Genomic DNA, 21714 nt, shown 5'->3' with positions numbered 1-21714 from the left:
TATTATGGGTGACTAAAACGTGAATTATTCACGTTCGTGAAGCGGGTTAAAATCACGTTGAGTATAACCAGTATAAAGCTGGCGTGGACGACCAATACGATTGCCTGGGTCATTGTGCATTTCATCCCAATGGGCAATCCAGCCGATAGTACGAGACATCGCGAAGATCACGGTAAACATCGACACTGGAATACCGATCGCCTTGAGAATAATACCTGAGTAGAAATCAACGTTAGGGTAGAGTTTTTTCTCAATAAAATACTCATCACTTAATGCGATACGCTCCAGTTCCATTGCAACATCGAGCAATGGGTCCTGAATGTTGAGTTCGTTCAGTACATCATGGCAAGCTTCACGCATGACAGTCGCACGTGGATCATAGTTTTTGTAAACACGGTGACCAAAGCCCATAAGACGGAATGGATCATCTTTATCTTTGGCGCGTTCAACAAACTCAGGGATCATGTCGACACTGCCGATCTCTTCCAGCATTTTGAGGCAAGCTTCATTCGCACCACCGTGGGCAGGTCCCCAAAGTGAAGCAATACCTGCCGCGATACAAGCAAACGGGTTAGCGCCTGATGAACCGGCCAAACGGACGGTTGAGGTTGATGCATTTTGTTCATGATCGGCGTGAAGAATGAAAATTTTATCCATGGCACGTGATACCACAGGGCTTACTTCATACTCTTCACAAGGGGTGGCGAACATCATATGCAGGAAATTTTCCGCATAATCAAGATCGTTTCGAGGGAAGATAAATGGCTGGCCGATGGAATATTTGTAACACATCGCAGCCAAAGTTGGCATTTTGGATAGCAGACGGAAGGCCGTGATTTCACGGTGTGTTTCGTTATTGATATCCAGTGAATCATGATAGAACGCCGCTAACGCACCAACCACACCACACATGACGGCCATAGGGTGCGCATCACGGCGGAAGCCGTGGAAGAAGCTTGAAATTTGCTCATGTACCATGGTGTGACGAGTCACAGTAGTGCGGAATGTCTCATACTGGGCGCGTGTAGGAACTTCCCCGTATAGCAGGATATAACAAACCTCGAGGTAATCGGCGTTGTTGGCGAGTTCATCAATCGCATAACCGCGGTGAAGAAGGATACCATTATCACCATCAATGTAGGTGATTTGAGATTCACATGATGCAGTAGCGAGAAAACCAGGGTCGTATGTAAAGTAACCGTTAGCACCCAATTTGCGTACATCAAGTACTTCAGGCCCTTCTGTGCCCCCGATAATCGGCAGTTCGACGGGTGCTTCCCCTTCAATATGAAGAGTCGCTTTCTTGTCTGCCATAACAATCTCCTTTGTATTTTTATAATCCTAATCCAAGGCGGATGTATGATTGTTGTACCGCTAGGCGGTGAAAATGTCAATTTTTGTACTTGCTTGTGTGCGCTTGTTAATAAGTTTGGATAAAAATATGCAAATATCTAAAAGCGTGTTAGCGGTCATGTAACGACATTTGTATTTGATTGTTGCGAAGCGTATACTCGCAACAGGTCTCTGGTTCTGCTATTGCCGGGTATAAATACTTAAATTATCAATTACTTCAGTGAGTTAGGTGTTGTTTGGTGCTATTTGCTCACTAAACATTTGCGCAACATGACGTTGCTCTAATGTTAATGCTGTTGTTCGGTCTAAGCGGGAACGGAGAGTTATAACAATAAAATTGCTTCAATGGAGCTGAGTGGGCAATCACCGTGAAAGTAAATAAGCCAAGACCTATCAACCTCGACCTACAGACGATTCGCTTGCCTTTAACAGCGATAGCGTCAATTTTACACCGCGTCTCAGGCGTGATCACCTTTGTTGCTGTTGCCATTTTACTGTGGCTTCTCAATCTATCCTTATCTTCCGCCGATGGTTTCGCCAGTGCTGTCAGTATTGTCGACAGTTTCTTTGTGAAATTCGTACTGTGGGGAATATTAACCGCATTGTTTTATCATCTTGTGGTGGGGATCCGTCATCTATTGATGGATATGGGATATTTTGAAGAAATGGAAACCGGTATCGTCAGTGCTAAAGTCAGTTTCGTGATTGTTGCAGTACTGTCTCTTTTTGTTGGGGGGTTAGTATGGTAAACAATGTTTCGACAATTGGCCGTAATGGCATTCATGATTTTATTTTGATCCGTGCGACCGCTGTAATTCTCACCTTTTATACCCTCTATATGGTTGGTTTTTTTGCCTTCGGGCCTGAACTGACATTTCAAACGTGGACAGCATTTTTTAGTCAATTAAGCACTAAGGTTTTTACGATGCTGGCGTTGTTGTCGATTTTGATCCATGCCTGGATTGGACTATGGCAAGTACTGACTGACTATATTAAGTCCGCCATATTGCGTGCTGGTATTCAGTTTGGTGTTGTTGTTGTTCTTTTGGCTTACCTGTTCTCGGGTTTCTTCATTGTGTGGGGTGTATAAGTGAGCATTGCAGTTCGTGAATTTGATGCCGTAGTTATTGGTGCTGGTGGTGCAGGTATGCGTGCCGCTCTGCAAATTTCAGAGCAAGGCTTGAAATGTGCTTTGCTATCAAAAGTATTCCCTACTCGATCACATACCGTGTCTGCTCAGGGTGGAATCACTGTTGCGTTGGGTAATTCTCATCCGGATAACTGGCAGTGGCACATGTACGATACCGTAAAAGGATCGGATTACATTGGGGATCAGGATGCCATTGAATATATGTGTAAGAATGGGCCGAAATCGGTCATTGAGCTAGAGAAAATGGGGTTACCATTTTCGCGGTTTGATAATGGCACCATTTACCAGCGCCCTTTTGGTGGGCAATCGAAAGAATTTGGCGGTGAGCAAGCAGCACGTACAGCTGCGGCTGCTGACCGTACTGGTCATGCGTTGCTTCATACCTTGTATCAGCAGAATATAAAACATAAAACCACGATATTCTCTGAGTGGTATGCGCTTGATTTAGTGCAAAATCAAGATGGTGCGATTTTAGGCTGTACCGCATTGTGTATGGAAACAGGCGAAATTTGTTACTTCAAGTCCAAGGCCACCATCCTCGCAACAGGCGGTGCGGGGCGGATTTATGCATCAACCACCAATGCACATATTAATACTGGTGATGGTGTGGGTATGGCACTGCGTGCAGGTGTACCGATGCAAGACATGGAAATGTGGCAGTTTCACCCAACCGGTATTGCCGGAGCCGGGGTCTTGGTCACAGAAGGTTGTCGAGGTGAAGGTGGCTATCTGCTTAATAAAGATGGTGAGCGCTTTATGGAGCGTTATGCACCGAATGCCAAAGACTTGGCAGGGCGTGATGTGGTCGCTCGCTCAATGATGGTTGAGATCCGCGAAGGTCGAGGTTGCGATGGGCCATGGGGGCCACATCTTAAGCTTAAACTTGATCATCTAGGTAAAGACGTGCTGGAATCGCGTCTGCCGGGTATCTGTGAACTCTCTCGTACCTTTGCCCATGTCGATCCCGTCAAGGAGCCGATTCCGGTGATCCCAACCTGCCATTACATGATGGGTGGGGTGCCAACGCAAGTATCAGGTCAGGCGATTAAGCAAACCGACGCGGGTAGTGATGTTGAGGTGCAAGGCCTGTTTGCGTGTGGAGAAATCGCGTCGGTATCGGTACATGGCGCTAACCGCTTGGGCGGTAACTCCCTGCTTGATCTGGTGGTATTTGGCCGCGCGACGGGCCTGCATCTTGGTGAAACGCTTTTAGCTCAAACAGAGGCACGTCCTGCAACAGACTCTGATATTGAAGCCTCTTTGGCTCGGGTTAACCGTTGGAATCGTACACAGAATGGTGAAGATCCTGTTCAAATCCGTAAAGATCTCCAAACGTGTATGCAGAATAATTTTTCTGTCTTCCGTGAAGGAGCGGCAATGGCGACTGGGCTGGAAGAGTTGAAAGTGATCCGTGAACGCCTGAAAGACGCTCGGCTCGACGACACGTCAAGTGAGTTTAATACTCAGCGTGTAGAATGCCTGGAACTGGATAACTTGATGGAAACTGCTTACGCCACTGCTGTGGCTGCCAATTATCGTACTGAGAGCCGTGGTGCCCATGCACGATTTGATTTTCCAGAACGAGATGATGCGAGTTGGTTATGCCATTCTATTTACAATCCGGATACTGAACAGATGTCAAAGCGTCAGGTTAATATGACTCCAGTACATCGGGAAGCATTTCCGCCAAAAGCGCGTACTTACTAAGGGGAGGGATAGATGATGAAGTTGAATTTCTCGATTTACCGTTATAACCCTGATGTTGATAACGCGCCACATATGAAGGGCTACACCCTTGATGTGCCAGAAGGTTCGGATATGATGGTACTCGATGCGCTTATTCTGCTTAAGGAGCAAGACCCGACGTTATCTTTTCGCCGTTCTTGCCGAGAAGGGGTGTGTGGTTCGGATGGTATCAATATGAACGGTAAAAACGGTTTAGCATGTATTACGCCGTTATCAGCCTTTATGGGGGAGACGACCATCGTTATTCGTCCATTACCGGGCTTGCCAGTGATCCGTGATCTGATCATCGATATGGAACAATTCTATACCAACTATGCGAAGGTGAAGCCGTATCTGATAGATGAAGGAAGCCAACCTCCGGCGCGTGAAAACCTGCAATCACCGGAAGAGCGAGCCCATCTTGACGGCCTATATGATTGTATTATGTGCGCATGTTGTTCGACATCGTGTCCGTCATTTTGGTGGAATCCGGATAAATTTATTGGCCCGGCAGGCCTGTTGGCTGCCTACCGTTGGCTAATTGATAGCCGTGATACTGCAACTGATGAACGTTTGGCCGATTTGGACGATGCTTTTAGTGTTTTTCGTTGCCATGGCATCATGAACTGTGTAAATGTTTGTCCTAAGGGGCTAAATCCGACGAAGGCGATTGGTCACATCAAGACAATGTTGCTTAAGCGCGCAGTCTAATATTTCGAATTATCGATATGCTGGCTTTTCGATTCGCTGTCGTGAGCCAGCTTTAAGCCCGGCTTTGAGACCGGTGCAAACGGCGATAACTAGTGGTTAAGGGAAAACAATGCAGAACGGCGTTATGAAGACTTGGCTTGAGTCTTCACACCTGGCTGGCGCCAATGCAACTTATGTAGAGGATCTCTACGAGTTGTATCTTAGCGATCCAGAATTGGTAGACGAAGAATGGCGTCATATTTTTAGTGACTTACCTGTGGTTAATGAAACGGTTGTTGAGCAGCCTCATTCACGTGTTCGTGACTATTTTCGGCGTCTCGCAAAGGAAACAACCTATCTAAGTGCTAACGTCAGTGATCCAGACGTTGATGCCAAGCAGGTGAGGGTATTGCAGCTTATTAATGCATACCGTTTCCGTGGACATCAGCACGCGAATTTGGACCCATTGGGTTTATGGCAGCAGGAGCGAGTTCCCGATCTCGCTCCTGAGTTCCATAACCTAACAGAAGATGATTTCAATGAAACGTTTAACGTGGGGTCATTTGCCATCGGGCAAGAGACCATGAAGTTATCTGAGTTGTATGATGCGCTGAAGAAAACCTATTGCGGTTCAATTGGTGCCGAGTACATGCACATCACTAACACCGAGGAAAAACGCTGGATTCAGCAGCGATTGGAGTCGGTCGTTGGTCAGGGCGCATTCAGTCAGGAAGAGAAGCTGACGTTTCTTGATGAGTTAACGGCAGCGGAAGGCCTAGAGCGATACTTAGGGGCGAAATTCCCGGGAGCGAAGCGATTCTCCTTGGAAGGTGGTGATGCCATGATCCCAATGGTGAAAGAGCTGATCCGTTACGCAGGAACAAATGGTATCCGAGAAGTTGTGGTTGGGATGGCTCACCGTGGCCGACTGAACATGCTTGTGAATGTACTTGGGAAAAAACCGCAAGATTTATTTGATGAGTTTGCGGGGAAGCATGGCGAGAGTTGGGGAACGGGTGATGTTAAATATCACCAAGGTTTCTCTGCTGATTTCGCAACCCCTGGTGGTGATGTCCATCTGGTGTTGGCATTTAACCCATCACACCTTGAAATTGTTAATCCGGTTGTCGTGGGCTCAGTACGCGCTCGTCAGGATCGCCTTAATGACCGAGATGGCTCGCAGGTACTGCCAATCACCATTCATGGTGACTCCGCGATAGCGGGGCAAGGCGTTGTTGCTGAAACATTTAATATGTCTCAGTCGCGTGGTTACCGCGTCGGTGGTACTATTCGTATTGTGGTGAATAACCAGATCGGTTTTACCACCTCCAATCCAAACGATACCCGCTCAACCCAGTACTGTACCGATATTGCCAAAATGGTACAGGCACCTATCTTCCATGTGAATGCCGATGATCCTGAAGCTGTCGCTTTTGTGACGCGTATTGCCCTTGAATACCGCAACACCTTCAAGCGTGATGTTGTTATCGATTTAGTGTGCTATCGCCGTCATGGACATAACGAAGCGGATGAGCCGAATGCCACGCAGCCGTTGATGTACCAAAAAATCAAGAAACACCCGACGCCGCGTAAGATATATGCCGATGCACTGACTGATGCAGGTACGGTGGATTTGGAAACGGCGACTGGGCTGATCAATGAATATCGCGACGCGTTAGATCGTGGTGAATGCGTGGTGAAGGAATGGCGACCAATGAAAATGCACTCTGTGGATTGGTCTCCATACCTAGGGCATGACTGGACAGTCGGCTGGGCGAATAGAGTGGATATCGCTCGTTTGCAGGATCTTGCCCTGCGAATTTGTCAGATTCCAGAAAGCCATAAGTTACAAAGCCGTGTTCAGAAGCTATATAACGATCGCTTGGCGATGGCGTCTGGTGAGAAAATGCTGGACTGGGGTATGGCTGAGACACTGGCGTATGCAACGTTGGTGGATGAAGGTAAACGTATCCGTATTACAGGCCAAGATTCAGGGCGAGGTACATTTTTCCATCGCCATGCCGTGTTGCACAATCAGGGTGACGCCAGTACCTATATCCCATTGGCTAATATTCATGATAAGCAGGGACCATTCCAAGTATTTGACTCCGTGCTATCTGAAGAAGCAGTATTGGCTTTTGAATATGGATATGCCACTGCAGAGCCGAGTGGCCTGACGGTGTGGGAAGCGCAGTTTGGCGATTTTGCCAATGGTGCCCAAGTAGTTGTCGACCAGTTTATCAGTTCAGGCGAGCAGAAGTGGGGGCGTATGTGTGGCCTAACAATGTTACTGCCTCATGGCTATGAAGGTCAGGGGCCAGAGCATTCCTCAGCTAGGTTGGAGCGTTATCTGCAACTGTGCGCTGAACAAAATATGCAGGTCGTGATCCCGTCTACCCCCGCTCAGGTTTATCACATGTTACGTCGTCAGGTCGTACGACCAATGCGTCGTCCTCTGATAGTGATGTCACCTAAATCGTTACTTCGTCACCCATTGTGTATCTCTACGATGGATGAGCTAGCAAATGGGACGTTCCAGCCTGCGATTGGTGAGATTGATCCGCTTGATCCGAAGCAGGTTAAGCGAGTTGTGTTCTGTTCGGGCAAGGTTTATTTTGATCTGCTTGAGCAGCGTCGTAAACAAGAACAGACCGATGTTGCGATTATTCGTATTGAGCAGCTATACCCGTTCCCGAAAGAAGATGTTGAAGCGGCACTAACAGATTATCAACATGTGACTGATTTTATTTGGTGTCAGGAAGAGCCACAGAATCAGGGGGCTTGGTATTCAAGCCAGCATAACTTCCGATCTGCTCTTCCTGCCGATGCTCAGTTGGACTATGCAGGACGACCAGCGTCCGCATCACCGGCTGTTGGGTATATGTCGGTTCACTTGAAACAGCAACGCGCGCTCGTTGAAGACGCATTGACAATAGCTTAATAAGAACTGGAACAATAAGGACAAAACCGCTATGACGATCGAAATTCTGGTTCCCGATTTACCTGAATCAGTTGCAGATGCGACAGTGGCTACTTGGCATAAACAGCCAGGCGATGCCGTTACACGTGATGAAGTTTTGGTTGATATCGAAACCGATAAAGTGGTGCTGGAAGTTCCGGCGCCGGAAGATGGCATTCTAGAAGCCATTTTGGAAAGTGAAGGTACCACGGTTTTGACCAAGCAATTGATTGGCAAGATCAAAGTGGGCGCGGTTGCGGGTGAGCCAACAGCCGATGTGCCTGCACAAGCTGAAGCATCACCAAACAAGCGTAATACCGCAGCGCTTGGCGAGGAAAGCAATGAGGCACTTAGCCCTGCAGTCCGTCGTCTGTTGGGGGAACACAGTATTAAAGCCTCTGACGTGAAAGGAACGGGTGTGGGTGGTCGTATCACTCGAGAGGACGTTGAAGCATTAATTAAAGACGTTAAAGCCGCTCCTGCACCTAGTGCGGTTGTTGAAGCGAAGGTCGAGGTTCCACTGGCGCACCGTAGTGAAAAACGCGTACCAATGACTCGCTTGCGTAAGCGTGTTGCTGAGCGTCTGCTCGAAGCAAAAAACAGCACGGCGATGCTAACGACGTTTAACGAAGTGAACATGAAGCCCATCATGGATCTTCGTAAGCAGTACAAAGATATTTTCGAAGAGCGTCATGGTATTCGACTGGGCTTTATGTCCTTCTATGTGAAGGCGGTTGTTGAAGCGCTGAAACGTTATCCTGAAGTGAATGCATCAATTGATGGTGATGATATTGTTTATCATAACTTCTTTGATGTGAGTATTGCCGTATCAACCCCTCGTGGGTTGGTCACTCCTGTCTTGCGTGATTGCGATAAGCTGAGTCTGGCTGAGATCGAAAAAGGGATCCGCGAACTGGCGATAAAAGGTCGTGATGGTAAGTTGACGGTCGATGATCTGACAGGAGGAAATTTCACCATTACCAATGGCGGAGTATTTGGTTCGCTGATGTCGACACCGATTATCAATCCGCCGCAGTCAGCGATTCTTGGGATGCATAAAATTCAAGATCGTCCAATGGCAGTAGAAGGTAAGGTAGAGATCTTACCAATGATGTATCTGGCTCTGTCTTATGATCACCGCTTAGTGGATGGCCGTGAGTCTGTGGGGTATTTGGTAACCATCAAGGATCTACTTGAAGATCCAACCCGTTTGCTGCTCGACGTATAATATTGCTTAAGCAGTAACACTGCATCAAGGCCGGATTGGCTCAACATCCGGCCTTGATGACAAGCAGTCAATAAGAAGAAATACCCAAGAGTATTTCATATGGATATAACACGTCCCGTAGGGATAAATTAAATGGATAGAACAAGATGAATTTGCATGAATATCAGGCGAAGCAGCTGTTCGCCGAGTACGGTCTGCCTGTTCCAGAAGGTTACGCATGTGATACCCCGCAGGAAGCAGCTGAAGCTGCGGGTAAAATTGGTGGTGAAAAATGGGTTGTAAAGTGCCAGGTTCATGCTGGTGGACGTGGTAAAGCGGGCGGTGTTGAACTGCATAATACGAAAGAAGGCATTAAAGCGTTTGCTCAAAAGTGGTTAGGTAAGAACCTTGTCACTTACCAAACAGATGCTAATGGCCAGCCCGTCACGAAAATTTTGGTTGAAGAAGCCTCTAATATCACTAATGAGCTGTATCTTGGTGCTGTGGTTGACCGTGGTACCCGCCGTATTGTATTTATGGCCTCAACAGAGGGCGGTGTGGAAATCGAGAAGGTAGCAGAAGAGACACCTGAACTTATCCATAAGGCCGCGATTGACCCCTTGGTTGGCCCCCAACCTTATCAAGGTCGCGAATTAGCTTTTAAACTGGGCCTTAAAGGCGATCAAATTAAGCAATTCACAAAAATATTCCTTGGTCTTGGCAAGATGTTCTCTGACTATGACTTAGCCCTATTGGAAATCAATCCATTGGTTATCACCGGGGATGACAGTCTACTTTGCCTTGATGGGAAAATTAATATTGATTCCAATGCATTGTATCGCCAGCCGAAACTGCGCGAAATGCATGATCCGTCGCAAGATGATGAACGTGAAGCCCACGCCGCTCAGTGGGAACTTAACTATGTTGCTCTGGATGGTAATATTGGCTGCATGGTTAATGGTGCAGGACTCGCAATGGGCACGATGGATATCGTTAACCTGCATGGTGGCCAGCCAGCTAATTTCCTTGATGTTGGCGGTGGTGCAACCAAAGAGCGGGTGACGGAAGCCTTTAAGATCATCCTGTCTGATTCCAATGTGAAAGCCGTTTTGGTGAATATTTTTGGGGGGATTGTTCGCTGTGATTTAATCGCAGAAGGGATCATCGGCGCCGTTGAAGAAGTGGGTGTAACCGTACCGGTGGTTGTGCGCCTTGAAGGGAATAACGCGGTACTAGGTGCTGAAACATTGGCAAAAAGCGGTTTGAATATCATTGCTGCGACTTCGCTCACCGAAGCAGCTGAAAAAGTCGTTGCTGCCGCGGAGGGCAAATAATGTCAGTACTAATTAATAAAGAAACCAAAGTGATCTGCCAGGGCTTTACCGGCGGTCAGGGGACATTTCATTCTGAGCAGGCGATTGAGTACGGCACACAGATGGTTGGTGGGGTATCACCAGGCAAAGGAGGAACCTCACATCTGGGGTTACCAGTGTTCAATACTGTGCGAGAAGCGGTAGAAGCCACGGGAGCAACCGCGACCGTTATTTATGTGCCTGCACCTTTCTGTAAAGATGCCATTTTGGAAGCGATTGATGCTGGTATTGAGCTTATTGTCACGATTACAGAAGGGATCCCTACCTTAGATATGCTAGATGTAAAAGTACGTCTGGATGAATCTGGTGTGCGTATGATTGGCCCGAACTGCCCAGGCGTGATCACGCCTGATGAGTGTAAGATCGGTATTATGCCGGGTCATATTCATAAAGCGGGTAAAGTCGGGATTGTATCGCGCTCAGGCACCCTGACCTATGAAGCGGTTAAGCAGACGACTGATGAGGGCTTTGGCCAGTCCACGTGTGTGGGCATTGGTGGTGATCCAATTCCGGGTTCTAACTTCATTGATATTCTGGCATTGTTTGAAAACGACCCCGCCACTGAAGCTATCGTTATGATCGGCGAAATTGGAGGCACAGCAGAAGAAGAAGCGGCTGCCTATATTAAAGACAATGTAACTAAACCTGTTGTCTCTTATATTGCTGGTGTGACCGCACCTGCCGGTAAGCGGATGGGCCATGCTGGTGCGATTATTTCTGGTGGTAAAGGGACGGCTGAAGATAAATTTCAAGCGCTGGAATCTGCGGGTGTACGAACAGTAAAGAGCTTAGCTGATATTGGTAAAGCATTACGTGATGTTACTGATTGGTAGTCTTTGCGGATGATTAACAGAATGAAAAAACCCGCATATAGCGGGTTTTTTGTTGTTTGCAGGAAATATCGCTCACACCAATAAGACGGATTAAAATACGTTATTGATCCGTTTGTCTTGTTCGTTATTAGGCGTCGGATCGCTTGAACTGGCTAAGCATAAAGATAGCGGCAGCCGAGACAACCACTGATGGACCTGCTGGCGTGTCGTAATGCCATGACATTGCCAGTCCCGCGATGACCGCTGCGATACCGATTAAAGAAGCTAAGCCTGCCATCATTTCAGGACTTGTTGAGAACCGACGAGCGGTTGCTGCTGGAATGATCAATAGCGAAGTAATAATCAAAGCACCGACAAATTTCATCGCGACGGCGATAACTAAGCCTACCATCAGCATCAGCAGCAGGCGCATGAGATCGACATTCACCCCTTCAACTTGTGCTAACTCTTCATTGATCGTCATCGACAGCAGCGGGCGCCAGAGCCAAATAAGCATAGTCATTACAACAATGCCACCGCCGTAAATCCAATAAAGATCACTGGTGGTTACGGCGAGTAAATCACCGAATAAGTACGACATTAGATCAATACGGACGTGATCAAGAAAGCTGACGGCGACAAGGCCCAGAGACAGAGCACTGTGTGCAAGGATCCCTAATAGGGTATCCGTCGCGACATACTTTTGTCGTTGCAGGCTGACGAGAATAATGGCCAGCGCCATACAGCAGATAATCAACGCGAGGTTCAGGTTAATATTAAATAAGAACCCCAGTGCGATCCCAAGTAATGAGGCGTGTGATAGCGTATCACCAAAATAGGCCATTTTCCGCCAGACGACAAATGAGCCGAGCGGGCCAGCAAGGACGGCGATACCAATGCCTGCAATGAGCGCAGGCAGTAAAAACTCAAGCATTGTGTTTCTCGTGTTGTTCTACAGAGTGGTGGTCGTGCTGGCAAGGCCCAACGGGGTTGCCAGAGAGATCATGTTCATGGTTATGATGGTGGTGATAAAGAGCCAGCTGCTCACTCTGCTGGCGACCAAACAGGGCAACATAAGAGGGGTGGTTAGTGATCATATTGGGTTCACCGGAGCAGCAGATGTGGTGGTGTAAACAAATGACATGATCCGTTTTTGCCATCACTAGATGCAGATCGTGCGATACCATCATGATTGCGCAGTTTAGCTTATCGCGTAGCGATTGGATCAGGCTATAAAGCTCCAACTGGCCATTCACATCGACGCCTTGCACCGGTTCATCAAGTACCAGCAGGTCGGGTTTCTGTAATAGGGCTCTGGCAAGGAGCACGCGTTGCATCTCACCACCGGATAGTGAATGCATATTACTGTGCTGGAGGTGTTTGCCGTTAACCATCTCTAATGCCAGCGCTCGGTCATTGGCTTGATAGTGGCCAGCAAGGCGCATAAAGCGATCAACGTTCAGCGGTAGCGAATCATTGAGCGACAATTTTTGCGGTACGTAGCCAATGCGAAGACCTTTTTGACGAATAATTTTGCCAGTAGAGGGTTTATTGAGTCCGGTAATGACTTTGACAAGAGTCGACTTGCCAGCTCCGTTAGGGCCGATCAGGGTTGTGATCTGTCCTCGCTCAAGTTTGAGCGACACTTGATCCAGGACATGCCGCTCGGCGAATGTCACTGTTACTGCCTGTAATTCAACTAAAGTTGTCATAAGTTCTTTGCTTTAGGTATTTGCCAAAGTGAGATGTTATAATATAACATCTTTGCTGTTATTGTAATCCAGAATTATTTCAGGGAACTCTATTATGCGCCGTTTACTTCTTTCTTGCTGTACGTTAAGCCTGCTATTCTCATCGTCCCTTTGGGCTGATGAGCTTAAGGTGGTAACAACAGTTAAACCGCTAAGTCTGATCGTTCAGGCGTTGACACAAGGGGCGGCCACCAACGAAACATTATTGCCAGCAGGTGTTTCACCGCATGATTATTCGCTTCGCCCTTCTGATGCAAAAAAATTACACGATGCAGATTTAGTGGTTTGGGTGGGGCCAGAGCTTGAAATGTTCTTAACCAAGATCCTTGACGGTAAATCCAATACGCTGGCTTTAACCGCACAGAAAGGAATTGATTTTCGTCATTATGACAGCAATGAAGCGACTCATGATGAGCATGAGCATGAGCATGAGCATGAGCATGAGCATGAGCATGAGCATGAGCATGAGCATGAGCATGAGCATGAAGGTATTGATCCACACCTATGGTTAGGGCCAGATCAGGCAATGCAGGCCGCCAAGGTGATCACAAATAAACTTGTTGCGCTAGATCCTGAGCATAAAGCACAATATCAAGCGAATCTGACTGATTTTATTTCAGCGGTTGAAGGGACGGTGGTTTCGCTGGAGCAACAATTAAAGCCGTTAGCAAACCAAGGTTATTTTGTTTTTCATGATGGCTATGGCTATTTTGAGAATCAATTTAAGCTGAATAATCTGGGACATTTTACGGTTGAGCCCGATCGCCGCCCTGGAGCGAAAACCTTGGCATCAATCCGAACATCATTAAAAGAGGCGCAAGCTCGTTGCGTATTCAGTGAACCACAGTTCTCTCCTGCCGTAGTTGGTAGTGTGGTGCGTGGTACGGGAGTCAATGTTGGTTCCCTTGACCCAATGGCAACGGATATTGAGGAAGGAAAAGACGGGTATGTTCAGTTTCTTCATCAATTGGCACAGCAGTTTTCAACCTGCCTGAAAGAATAGACAGCACCGAATAAGTGCGCCAGTTGACAATTGCATGTACACATTGAGTAAAAAAAACGCACACTAGTGCGTTTTTTTATGTCTGCCCCCTCAATTTAAACATGTCAGCTTATATTCAATGTACTGATATTGCATAATAAGCATACATATCTCACGGAGCGTGATGGCTTTTTTCTTAGGCTATGTTTAGACGGATCACAGTAACCCTTCTTCTTTTTATTATGTCTTTTATTTTAGGCAGTCATGCTTGCGCCTCGAACTATCTGTTTTACCCCATGCCTATCAACAAACCGGGTAATATGATAATTGCTAACAAAGTGATTAAGGATACTCAGCGAGGACTTTGGGTCGTCGACACTCGAGGGGCGTTGTATTTTTATGATGGACTTTCACTTAAACCTGCTCGTGATGGCGAGGGGCAGCCAATTAACAAGGTTGAAGATGCGGTTATGGCCGGGCGACAACTGTGGTTGCTGAAAGACAGTGAGGCTTATTATTACTCACCAGCAACAACTGAATTACTGCGTCTAAATATTAGCTCGGAACCGATTGAGTCGATAGCAAGTAATGGTGATGGTGTCTGGTTCGCTAATCGACGAGGACTGTATCAACTGACCCAGCCTGAATTACCACCTAAAATAGTACCGTTTCAGCATCCGCTTAAACTGTATGGGCTTTATGTCGTGGGCAATTCTGTTTTTGTTGCGGTGAAACAAGGTGTGTACGAATATGCCATCGAGATGGATACAAAACCTAAGTTATTATTGCCTGAGCAGCAAGTTACTTCGATCGTACAAGACCCTCAGGGGCAATATTGGTTTGGCACACTGACTGGGTTATTTCGGGGCCCGTCGGGTGAACAGGTACATCTAGATGGTGTTCGAGATAATTTGCCTATATCTGCGTTACAGATGACAGAAAACGGTCTTTGGATTGGGACCAAAAATGGGTTGTATCTATACGACTTAATAACTTTTCAGCAGCGTCATTTTTTGCCTTCAGATGATAGTGATTTTACGCTAACTGGGCGTCGTATTATTGATTTAGAGCTGGATGCCCAAGGAGCACTATGGGTTGCTACCCCGCAAGGGATCAGTTATCAGCCGCAAGTACATGGACTGCTTAAGCGTTTGCAATTTGGAAATGAATCCGGGCAAATTAATGCGCGACGGATCAATGATATTGAATATACCAGTAATGGTAGCTATTGGCTGGCGACTGATAATGGGTTAGTCGAACTCTCACCGTTTATGGATATTATTCGTCACGATACCAGTTTGGGTAATATCGAGAAAATAGATGCGTGGCAGCAGGAACTATGGATCCTCTCGGACTCGAAAGTACGGATATATTCACGGCAGAGTCATCGCTGGGAAACGCTTTCAATGCCAGCCCATATCCGTGATGGTGACATTTCTAGCCTTTTGGTTGATCACTATGGCTCGGTATGGTTGGGGATGGTCTCACAATTATACCGTTACTGGCCTGATTCGAATGAATGGGTATCATTTGGCCAGCACTGGTTGCGAGATCCGATGGGCGATGAAGCCGTGACTGTGATTTTAGAAGACAGCGAATACCAAATTTGGGTCGGTACGGATTATGGTTTGTATCAATTTGAAGCGGGCCATCTTTATTTAGTGGCTGAAACGGTTGATCAAGGTGGCGTACTGGATCTTTATGAAGATAGGATGGGGCAACTTTGGGTGGCCAATCGCTATACTTTGCAATATTCACAAACGTTGGCACCTCTTGTTTTACGGTCGATCCCCCTGTTGGGAGGGAAAGCCTACCCGCATTGCATCGTGGGTGACGGTAAAGGAATATGGGTAACAACGACGAATGGTTTAGTCAATTTGTCATATCAAGGCCACATGCATCGGCATTTTTCAAGATTAGACGGTATTATTCCGAATGAATTTTATGCTCAGGCATGTCAGCGTACTGAAATCGGTCGATTGTTATTTGGCAGCAAAGAAGGAGTGGTTGCGATTCAGCCTGAGCAATTAATGGCAACTAAGGCTAATCACCTACCGCTGGCGGTAAGTGCCGTCCGAGTGAATAATCAGCTACATCAGTTGGGAGGTGCCGGGCAGGAAAAAATGTCGGTACCTTATGGTTCAATGGTGAGCATTGAGCTGAGTGTGCCAACTGAACGCCCGCTGTCCTATCGATTGATTGCTGATGGTAATGTCTCGTCGGATTGGCAGAGCTTAAATAGTCACTATTTACAGATCGAGTCCCTTTTTCCTGGCAGTTATCAGTTAGAGGTCATATTTGATGGGCAACATAGTGGTGACGGTGACATTTTACGTTATTCATTTATTGTTGAACGTCCTTGGTACCTGTCAGTTATATTAATAAGTGCATTCGTGTTGATTGCAGTGGTGATATTTTTCGTGCACTGGTATTGGCGTAGACGAATAGGTAGTGAGCAAAATCAGCAAGTTAAGCAAGCTGTGTATAAAAAAACAGCCAAAATTGAAATGCAAAAGAAGCTGCTTAATGCCAGTAATATGCAACTACAACGGATTTTAGAAATCCGACAAAATATGATGGCGCAGCTTTCTCATGAACTTCGCACGCCATTACACCTGTCATTGAGTTTATTAGCAGCATTGCGGCAACATGATCAGTCCAGTAGTAAGCTCGATGTGGTTGAAAAAAACATAACGCATTCACTGCATGTGACGGAGCAACTATTGTCATGTGATGCGCTAGCTTTGATTGAGCCTAAAAAACGCTATGAACAGCGTGTTGGGCCGATTTTGCAGGCATGCTGTATGAGTTGGCAAGCTGAAGCAGAAAAGAAACAGATTGCATTGTGCTTAGAGGACAGTACCTCAGAGGTGAGTGTGTTTCTTGCCCCTTATCACTTGGAGGTTATGCTGGGCAATTTGCTTTCAAATGCCCTCAAATATACCGATCGTAAAGGTGGAATAACGGTTAACGTGACAGAGGTCCAAGCTCAACTGGTTATTTCTGTCAGTGATACTGGACAGGGAATGACGGACGAAACCAAGGCACATTTATTTGAAAGTTATTATCAAGAAGACCCTATTTTTAATATCGAAGCTGGTTTTGGGTTAGGGCTCAGTACGGTAAAGCAGTTAGTCGAATTGTATCACGGAGATATTTCTGTGATCAGCTACCAGGGGGTTGGTAGTGAGTTTATTGTTCGATTGCCTGTGTACCGTTCATCAATGCATAGCGCTGAGATTTTGCCTGATCAGATAGAATCGGCTGAAGAGCTGCCTAGCGTGGTGATTGCCAGTGCCAGTACTGATAGCAAGGAATGTTGGATTTCTCTGCTTCGTCCCGATTTTCAGCTGACTTTCGTTGAGGATGGGTATGAGGCTTTGATTGCGATGCAGGATCAGGCACCGGATATGTTGATCACCGATTTGGTTCTTCCGGGGCTCAATGGCACTCAATTGCTACAGCGGTTAGCGGATGAACTGCCAGCAGATTATAACCCTAGGTTGATCCTTGTGGCAGAAGAGAATGCGATAGATCATAGTGATGTATTGATGGCAGGCTGGGCGCACGCTGTACTCTCTAAGCCAGTGGATGTATATCATGCGTTTATGGTGATTTCCAAACTGCTGAATATTCATCGGGATATGCCGATAGCTGCGTGTGTCGATGAGGAGTCGACACTTTTTTGGCGTGATAGCGTTAAAGCACTGGTTACTACTCACCTGCATCTTCCAAGTTTTGGGTCTGTAGAGGCGGCTAAGGCGCTTAATATGTCGGAACGAACATTATTACGTAAATTTAAGCAGGAATTTGGCCTTACGTTTAAAGATTATATTATTCAGTATCGCTTGGCTCAGGCTGCCTTAATGTTGAAACAGGGCGATCAAATATCTGATGTGGTATTGGCTTGTGGCTTTAAGGATTTATCATCGTTCTGTGCCCGCTTTAAAAATCATACAGGGCTAACACCTGCACAGTTTGCTCATGGTGCAGTAAGCTCGACACCTGTTACTGACGCATAAAGGCTAGATAGGCCCTGCCGCTAGTCAGCAGGGCATTTACACTTCATTCGTATAATCATTCTACCCCTGTTATCTCAATACGCCGGTTTTTAGCATAGCATCACCATGCATACACAGTTACATTTTGACTAGAAGCCATACATTTTTTTCTTAAACGACTATCTTGATGTCTCTGAGGGATATATTCTCAGTAGCGATTTATCATTTTTATATGGCTTATCAATATTGCAATCATTGAATGCAATATTGCATTTTATTTATTGATTTAAAACATGACTGAGGGTGTTTTAATCGGTATTATTGATAAAAACAATGCTAATTATTCTCATTTAAGGCTGTAGTTAAGTATGAAGCTGTCAGAAATGGCGTGTGGTATCGAAGGTGTAGTAACCGGGATGTCTGGCTTACCAACGGCCACTCGCAAAAAGCTTATGGTAATGGGCGTGCTACCCAATACTCCGATCAGTGTTGTGCGTGTGGCTCCTTTAGGGGATCCGCTTCAGGTTCGAGTGCGTGGTGTGGATATTGCGCTACGTAAGCAGCTCGCTGAAAGCATTTGTGTGGAGGTGAAATAATGCAGTACAACATTCTGACAGTCGGTAATCCAAACAGTGGTAAAACAACACTGTTTAATGGCTTGACTGGTGCCAAACAACAAGTCGGTAATTGGGCTGGCGTAACGGTTGAGAAAAAGACAGGCCGCTATGAGTGTGCCGGAGATAATTTCGCGCTGACAGATTTGCCGGGTATTTATAATTTAGACAGCGCTAATGATGCCAATAGTCTGGATGAAGTCATAGCCTCGCGTGCCATCCTGACAACGCCCGCTGATGTCATCATTAACGTGGTTGATGCATCATGTCTTGAGCGTAGCTTGTATATGACGTTACAGTTGAGAGAGCTGGGTCGTCCTATGGTTGTAGTACTCAATAAGATGGATGTACTGGAACGTCAACGTCAAGTGCTCGATGTGAAAGGGCTTGAGAATGCATTGGGTTGCCCAGTATTGACCTTGTCAGCTAATAATCTTAAGCAGGTTACTGAATTTAAGACCAAGCTACATAAAATGCTGGCTCAAGGTGTCGTGGTGAGCGACATTGCACTCAACTACGGTACACCGTTTGAACTGGCAATTGCAGAGCTGGAACCTCTCGTCGTTAATCAGGATTTGAAGGCACGGGCTCAGGCGATCCGAATCCTTGAAAATGACACACTGGTTATTCATACCTTGTCAGATGCTGATAAAAATCAGGCTTGTAATATTCGTAATCAATTGATGGTTAATGTGGATCCTGATATTCAGGTTGCGGATACCCGCTACAGCTATTTGTATGAATTATGTCAAAAAGTACGTCGTCAGGAAGGTAAATTAAGTCGTAGCCTGAGTGATAAAATAGATCAGATACTACTGCACCGCGCTTTTGGTATTCCCTTCTTTTTTGTGGTGATGTATTTGATGTTCATGTTCTCCATCAATATTGGTGGGGCATTCATCGACTTTTTTGATATCAGTGTCGGCTCATTATTAGTTGGTGGGGGACATCATTTACTGGATGGGCATTTACCCGTTTGGTTAGTGACTATTATTGCCGATGGTATTGGTGGTGGTATCCAGACCGTCGCGACCTTTATTCCAGTGATCGCCTGTTTGTATATGTTCTTAGCATTGCTCGAGAGTTCTGGCTATATGGCTCGTGCAGCCTTTGTGCTGGATAAAGTGATGCAGAAGGTGGGCTTACCAGGTAAAGCATTTGTGCCATTGGTATTGGGTTTTGGCTGTAATGTACCGGCTATTATGGCAACACGTACGTTGGAGCAGGAACGCGAGCGTAAGCTGGCAGCCGCGATGGCACCGTTTATGTCATGTGGTGCGCGTTTGCCTGTTTACGCACTGTTTGCTGCAGCTTTCTTCCCTGAAAATGGCCAAAATGTCGTTTTTGCCTTGTATCTATTGGGTATTGCTGCGGCTGTGTTAACTGGGTTAATTTTGCGCCATACCATTTACCCGGGTAGCAGTGATAGTTTTATCATGGAGATGCCGGATTATGAATTGCCAACATTGCGTAATATTGGCATTAAGACCTGGCAAAAACTGAACAAGTTTGTACTGGGAGCCGGTAAGACGATTGTGGTTGTCGTTACCGTCTTAAGCTTTTTTAACTCGATGGGCACAGACGGTTCATTTGGTAATGAAGATAGTGCTAACTCGGTGCTGTCAAAAGCTGCACAGGTGGTGACACCGGTACTGGCTCCTATTGGCATTAAAGCCGATAACTGGCCGGCAACCGTGGGTATTATCACGGGTATTTTTGCCAAAGAAGCCGTTGTTGGTACGTTAAATAGTCTTTATGCCCCGTCAGATAACGGTGAGGCGGCTGACTATGATTTACTTGCGAGCCTGAAAGAAGCAGTAGAGACCATTCCTGCAAACCTAGCCGATTTAAGCTATTCCGACCCGCTTGGTATGAGCGTTGGTGAGCTGGAAGATACAGCGGCTATAGCGCAGGATCAAGAAGTTGATGCCTCTATCTTTGGTAACATCCAAGCGCATTTTGTTAGTTCTGCGGCGGCAATGGCCTATTTGATCTTTATTTTGCTGTATACGCCATGTGCCGCGGCGATGGGCGCTTATGTGCGTGAATTTGGTCAGAAGTTCTCACTGTTCATCGCGAGTTGGACCATGTTATTGGCCTATACCTTTGCCACTCTATTCTATCAGTTGGCCCATTTTATGGATCATCCGATGACGAGTATGCTATGGATTGGTTTCTTCGTTGCCCTGAATGTAGGGCTGTTTATTCTCTTTAAATATCAGGGAAGAAAACAGGATAAAGAACTGGTACTACTATGATTTTACAGCAGCTAAAACAGTATATTGAGCAACAAGGCCGTACCAGCCGTACGTCATTGGCTAACCATTTTGGGATGTCAGAAGATGGCGTGGACGCAATGCTGGAAGTCTGGATCCGTAAAGGAAAAGTCGGACGAGAACTGGTTGGCTGCGGAAGTGATGGTTGTTGCCAGAGTGCCAAAGACATTTGGTACCGTTGTTTACAAGATAACGAATTATCAGTTACGGTGATACGTAGCTAAATTGTATTGATAAACGCATAAATAAAAGGCAACCGAAAGGTTGCCTTTTTTATTTTGCTTTTTCCATTTCACGCTATTGGATTAATCTTGTGTGACAAACCCGTCAATCAAGCTTAATTCTGCTCGCAGCTCGTCGGCTAATGCTTGTTGTAGTTCATCATTACGTTGAACGCTATCGGTATTGCCCCAGACGGGACCAGGCCAAGCAATATCTGTTTTGAATCGAGCGATATGATGAACATGCAACTGGGGTACCAGATTACCCAATGCGCCAATGTTGATTTTATCGGCCTGATAATCATTCTCCAGTAGTGTTGCAACAGCACTTGATTCTCGCATAAGCTGAGATTGTTCATCTTGAGGGAGATGGTGGATTTCAGTTAAGGCCTCTTTGCGTGGCACCAAGATCAGCCATGGCCCCAGCGCTTCTTTAGAGAGTAAAACTTGGCACAGCGGAAGATCACCTAAAATGGTGGTATCTGCGGCTAGTCTCGGATGGAGTGTAAATGGCATCAAATTATTCCTTATTTGTATTGTACAGCTCACATGCTGGAATATTAACCATGCCCGCATAGATTGGCTGGGTTAGGATAAAAA

General features: G+C 46.3%; 17 protein-coding genes. 13 read left to right on the top strand and 4 right to left on the bottom strand.

Going from position 1 to position 21714, the window contains the following annotated elements; all coding sequences use genetic code 11:
- Window positions 1–24 precede the first annotated feature (24 nt).
- Complete coding sequence (locus L4D12_RS05585) at window positions 25–1314, bottom strand: citrate synthase (RefSeq protein ID WP_428446837.1); 1290 nt, start codon at window positions 1312–1314, stop codon at window positions 25–27.
- 407 nt (window positions 1315–1721) lie between these two features.
- Here L4D12_RS05585 and sdhC point away from each other — a divergent pair, with 407 nt between their 5' ends.
- The 8 genes from sdhC (at window position 1722) to sucD (ending at window position 11290) form a co-directional block, all read left to right on the top strand.
- Entirely contained in the window at window positions 1722–2102 is a 381-nt protein-coding gene (gene sdhC / locus L4D12_RS05580; RefSeq protein WP_428446836.1) for a succinate dehydrogenase cytochrome b556 subunit, read from the top strand.
- Window positions 2096–2443: a succinate dehydrogenase, hydrophobic membrane anchor protein gene (gene sdhD / locus L4D12_RS05575; RefSeq protein ID WP_428446835.1), complete on the top strand. Its 348-nt coding sequence runs from the start codon at window positions 2096–2098 to the stop codon at window positions 2441–2443. The genes sdhC and sdhD overlap by 7 nt, the downstream gene beginning before the upstream one ends.
- The gene (sdhA, locus tag L4D12_RS05570) at window positions 2444–4210 is read left to right on the top strand and encodes a succinate dehydrogenase flavoprotein subunit (protein WP_428446834.1); all 1767 of its coding nucleotides are present in this window, start codon (window positions 2444–2446) and stop codon (window positions 4208–4210) included.
- Window positions 4211–4225: 15 nt separating this feature from the next.
- Window positions 4226–4939, top strand: coding sequence for a succinate dehydrogenase iron-sulfur subunit (locus tag L4D12_RS05565; RefSeq protein ID WP_428446936.1), 714 nt, complete (start codon window positions 4226–4228; stop codon window positions 4937–4939).
- Window positions 4940–5048: 109 nt separating this feature from the next.
- Window positions 5049–7859: a 2-oxoglutarate dehydrogenase E1 component gene (gene sucA, locus L4D12_RS05560; RefSeq protein ID WP_428446833.1), complete on the top strand. Its 2811-nt coding sequence runs from the start codon at window positions 5049–5051 to the stop codon at window positions 7857–7859.
- Window positions 7860–7890: 31 nt separating this feature from the next.
- Window positions 7891–9105 (top strand): 2-oxoglutarate dehydrogenase complex dihydrolipoyllysine-residue succinyltransferase, encoded by a 1215-nt coding sequence (odhB, locus tag L4D12_RS05555; RefSeq protein WP_428446832.1) that lies wholly within the window; start codon window positions 7891–7893, stop codon window positions 9103–9105.
- Between the two features lie 146 nt (window positions 9106–9251).
- The gene (gene sucC / locus L4D12_RS05550; protein WP_428446831.1) at window positions 9252–10418 is read left to right on the top strand and encodes an ADP-forming succinate--CoA ligase subunit beta; all 1167 of its coding nucleotides are present in this window, start codon (window positions 9252–9254) and stop codon (window positions 10416–10418) included.
- Window positions 10418–11290: a succinate--CoA ligase subunit alpha gene (sucD, locus tag L4D12_RS05545; RefSeq protein ID WP_428446830.1), complete on the top strand. Its 873-nt coding sequence runs from the start codon at window positions 10418–10420 to the stop codon at window positions 11288–11290. The genes sucC and sucD overlap by 1 nt, the downstream gene beginning before the upstream one ends.
- Before the next feature lie 127 nt (window positions 11291–11417).
- Here the strand turns inward: sucD and znuB are convergent, their stop codons facing one another.
- Together znuB and znuC are read right to left on the bottom strand one after the other, a co-directional pair.
- Window positions 11418–12203, bottom strand: coding sequence for a zinc ABC transporter permease subunit ZnuB (znuB, locus tag L4D12_RS05540; protein WP_428446829.1), 786 nt, complete (start codon window positions 12201–12203; stop codon window positions 11418–11420).
- Window positions 12196–12981: a zinc ABC transporter ATP-binding protein ZnuC gene (znuC, locus tag L4D12_RS05535; RefSeq protein ID WP_428446828.1), complete on the bottom strand. Its 786-nt coding sequence runs from the start codon at window positions 12979–12981 to the stop codon at window positions 12196–12198. Before znuC ends, znuB begins: the two co-directional genes overlap by 8 nt.
- A 94-nt stretch (window positions 12982–13075) precedes the next feature.
- Here znuC and znuA point away from each other — a divergent pair, with 94 nt between their 5' ends.
- The 5 genes from znuA to L4D12_RS05510 all read left to right on the top strand — a co-directional run bounded on the left by znuA (window position 13076) and on the right by L4D12_RS05510 (window position 21117).
- Window positions 13076–14023 (top strand): zinc ABC transporter substrate-binding protein ZnuA, encoded by a 948-nt coding sequence (gene znuA, locus L4D12_RS05530; RefSeq protein ID WP_428446827.1) that lies wholly within the window; start codon window positions 13076–13078, stop codon window positions 14021–14023.
- A 275-nt stretch (window positions 14024–14298) separates the two neighbouring features.
- Complete coding sequence (locus L4D12_RS05525; RefSeq protein WP_428446826.1) at window positions 14299–18024, top strand: hybrid sensor histidine kinase/response regulator transcription factor; 3726 nt, start codon at window positions 14299–14301, stop codon at window positions 18022–18024.
- A gap of 347 nt (window positions 18025–18371) precedes the next feature.
- A complete protein-coding gene (locus tag L4D12_RS05520; protein WP_428446825.1) occupies window positions 18372–18599 on the top strand; it encodes a FeoA family protein in 228 nt (75 codons plus the stop codon).
- A complete protein-coding gene (feoB, locus tag L4D12_RS05515) occupies window positions 18599–20875 on the top strand; it encodes a Fe(2+) transporter permease subunit FeoB (protein WP_428446824.1) in 2277 nt (758 codons plus the stop codon). Before L4D12_RS05520 ends, feoB begins: the two co-directional genes overlap by 1 nt.
- On the top strand, window positions 20872–21117 hold the full coding sequence (locus tag L4D12_RS05510; RefSeq protein WP_428446823.1) for a FeoC-like transcriptional regulator: 246 nt from the start codon (window positions 20872–20874) through the stop codon (window positions 21115–21117). Before feoB ends, L4D12_RS05510 begins: the two co-directional genes overlap by 4 nt.
- Before the next feature lie 81 nt (window positions 21118–21198).
- On the opposite strand, the gene L4D12_RS05505 is transcribed toward L4D12_RS05510, so the two are convergent.
- Window positions 21199–21630, bottom strand: a complete 432-nt coding sequence (locus tag L4D12_RS05505) for an HIT domain-containing protein (protein WP_428446822.1) — start codon at window positions 21628–21630, stop codon at window positions 21199–21201.
- Between the last annotated feature and the right edge of the window lie 84 nt (window positions 21631–21714).

The sequence above is a fragment of the Photobacterium nomapromontoriensis genome (genome assembly GCF_050336815.1).
Classification (GTDB): domain Bacteria; phylum Pseudomonadota; class Gammaproteobacteria; order Enterobacterales; family Vibrionaceae; genus Photobacterium; species Photobacterium nomapromontoriensis.
This window is presented reverse-complemented; position numbering and strand designations above follow the sequence as displayed.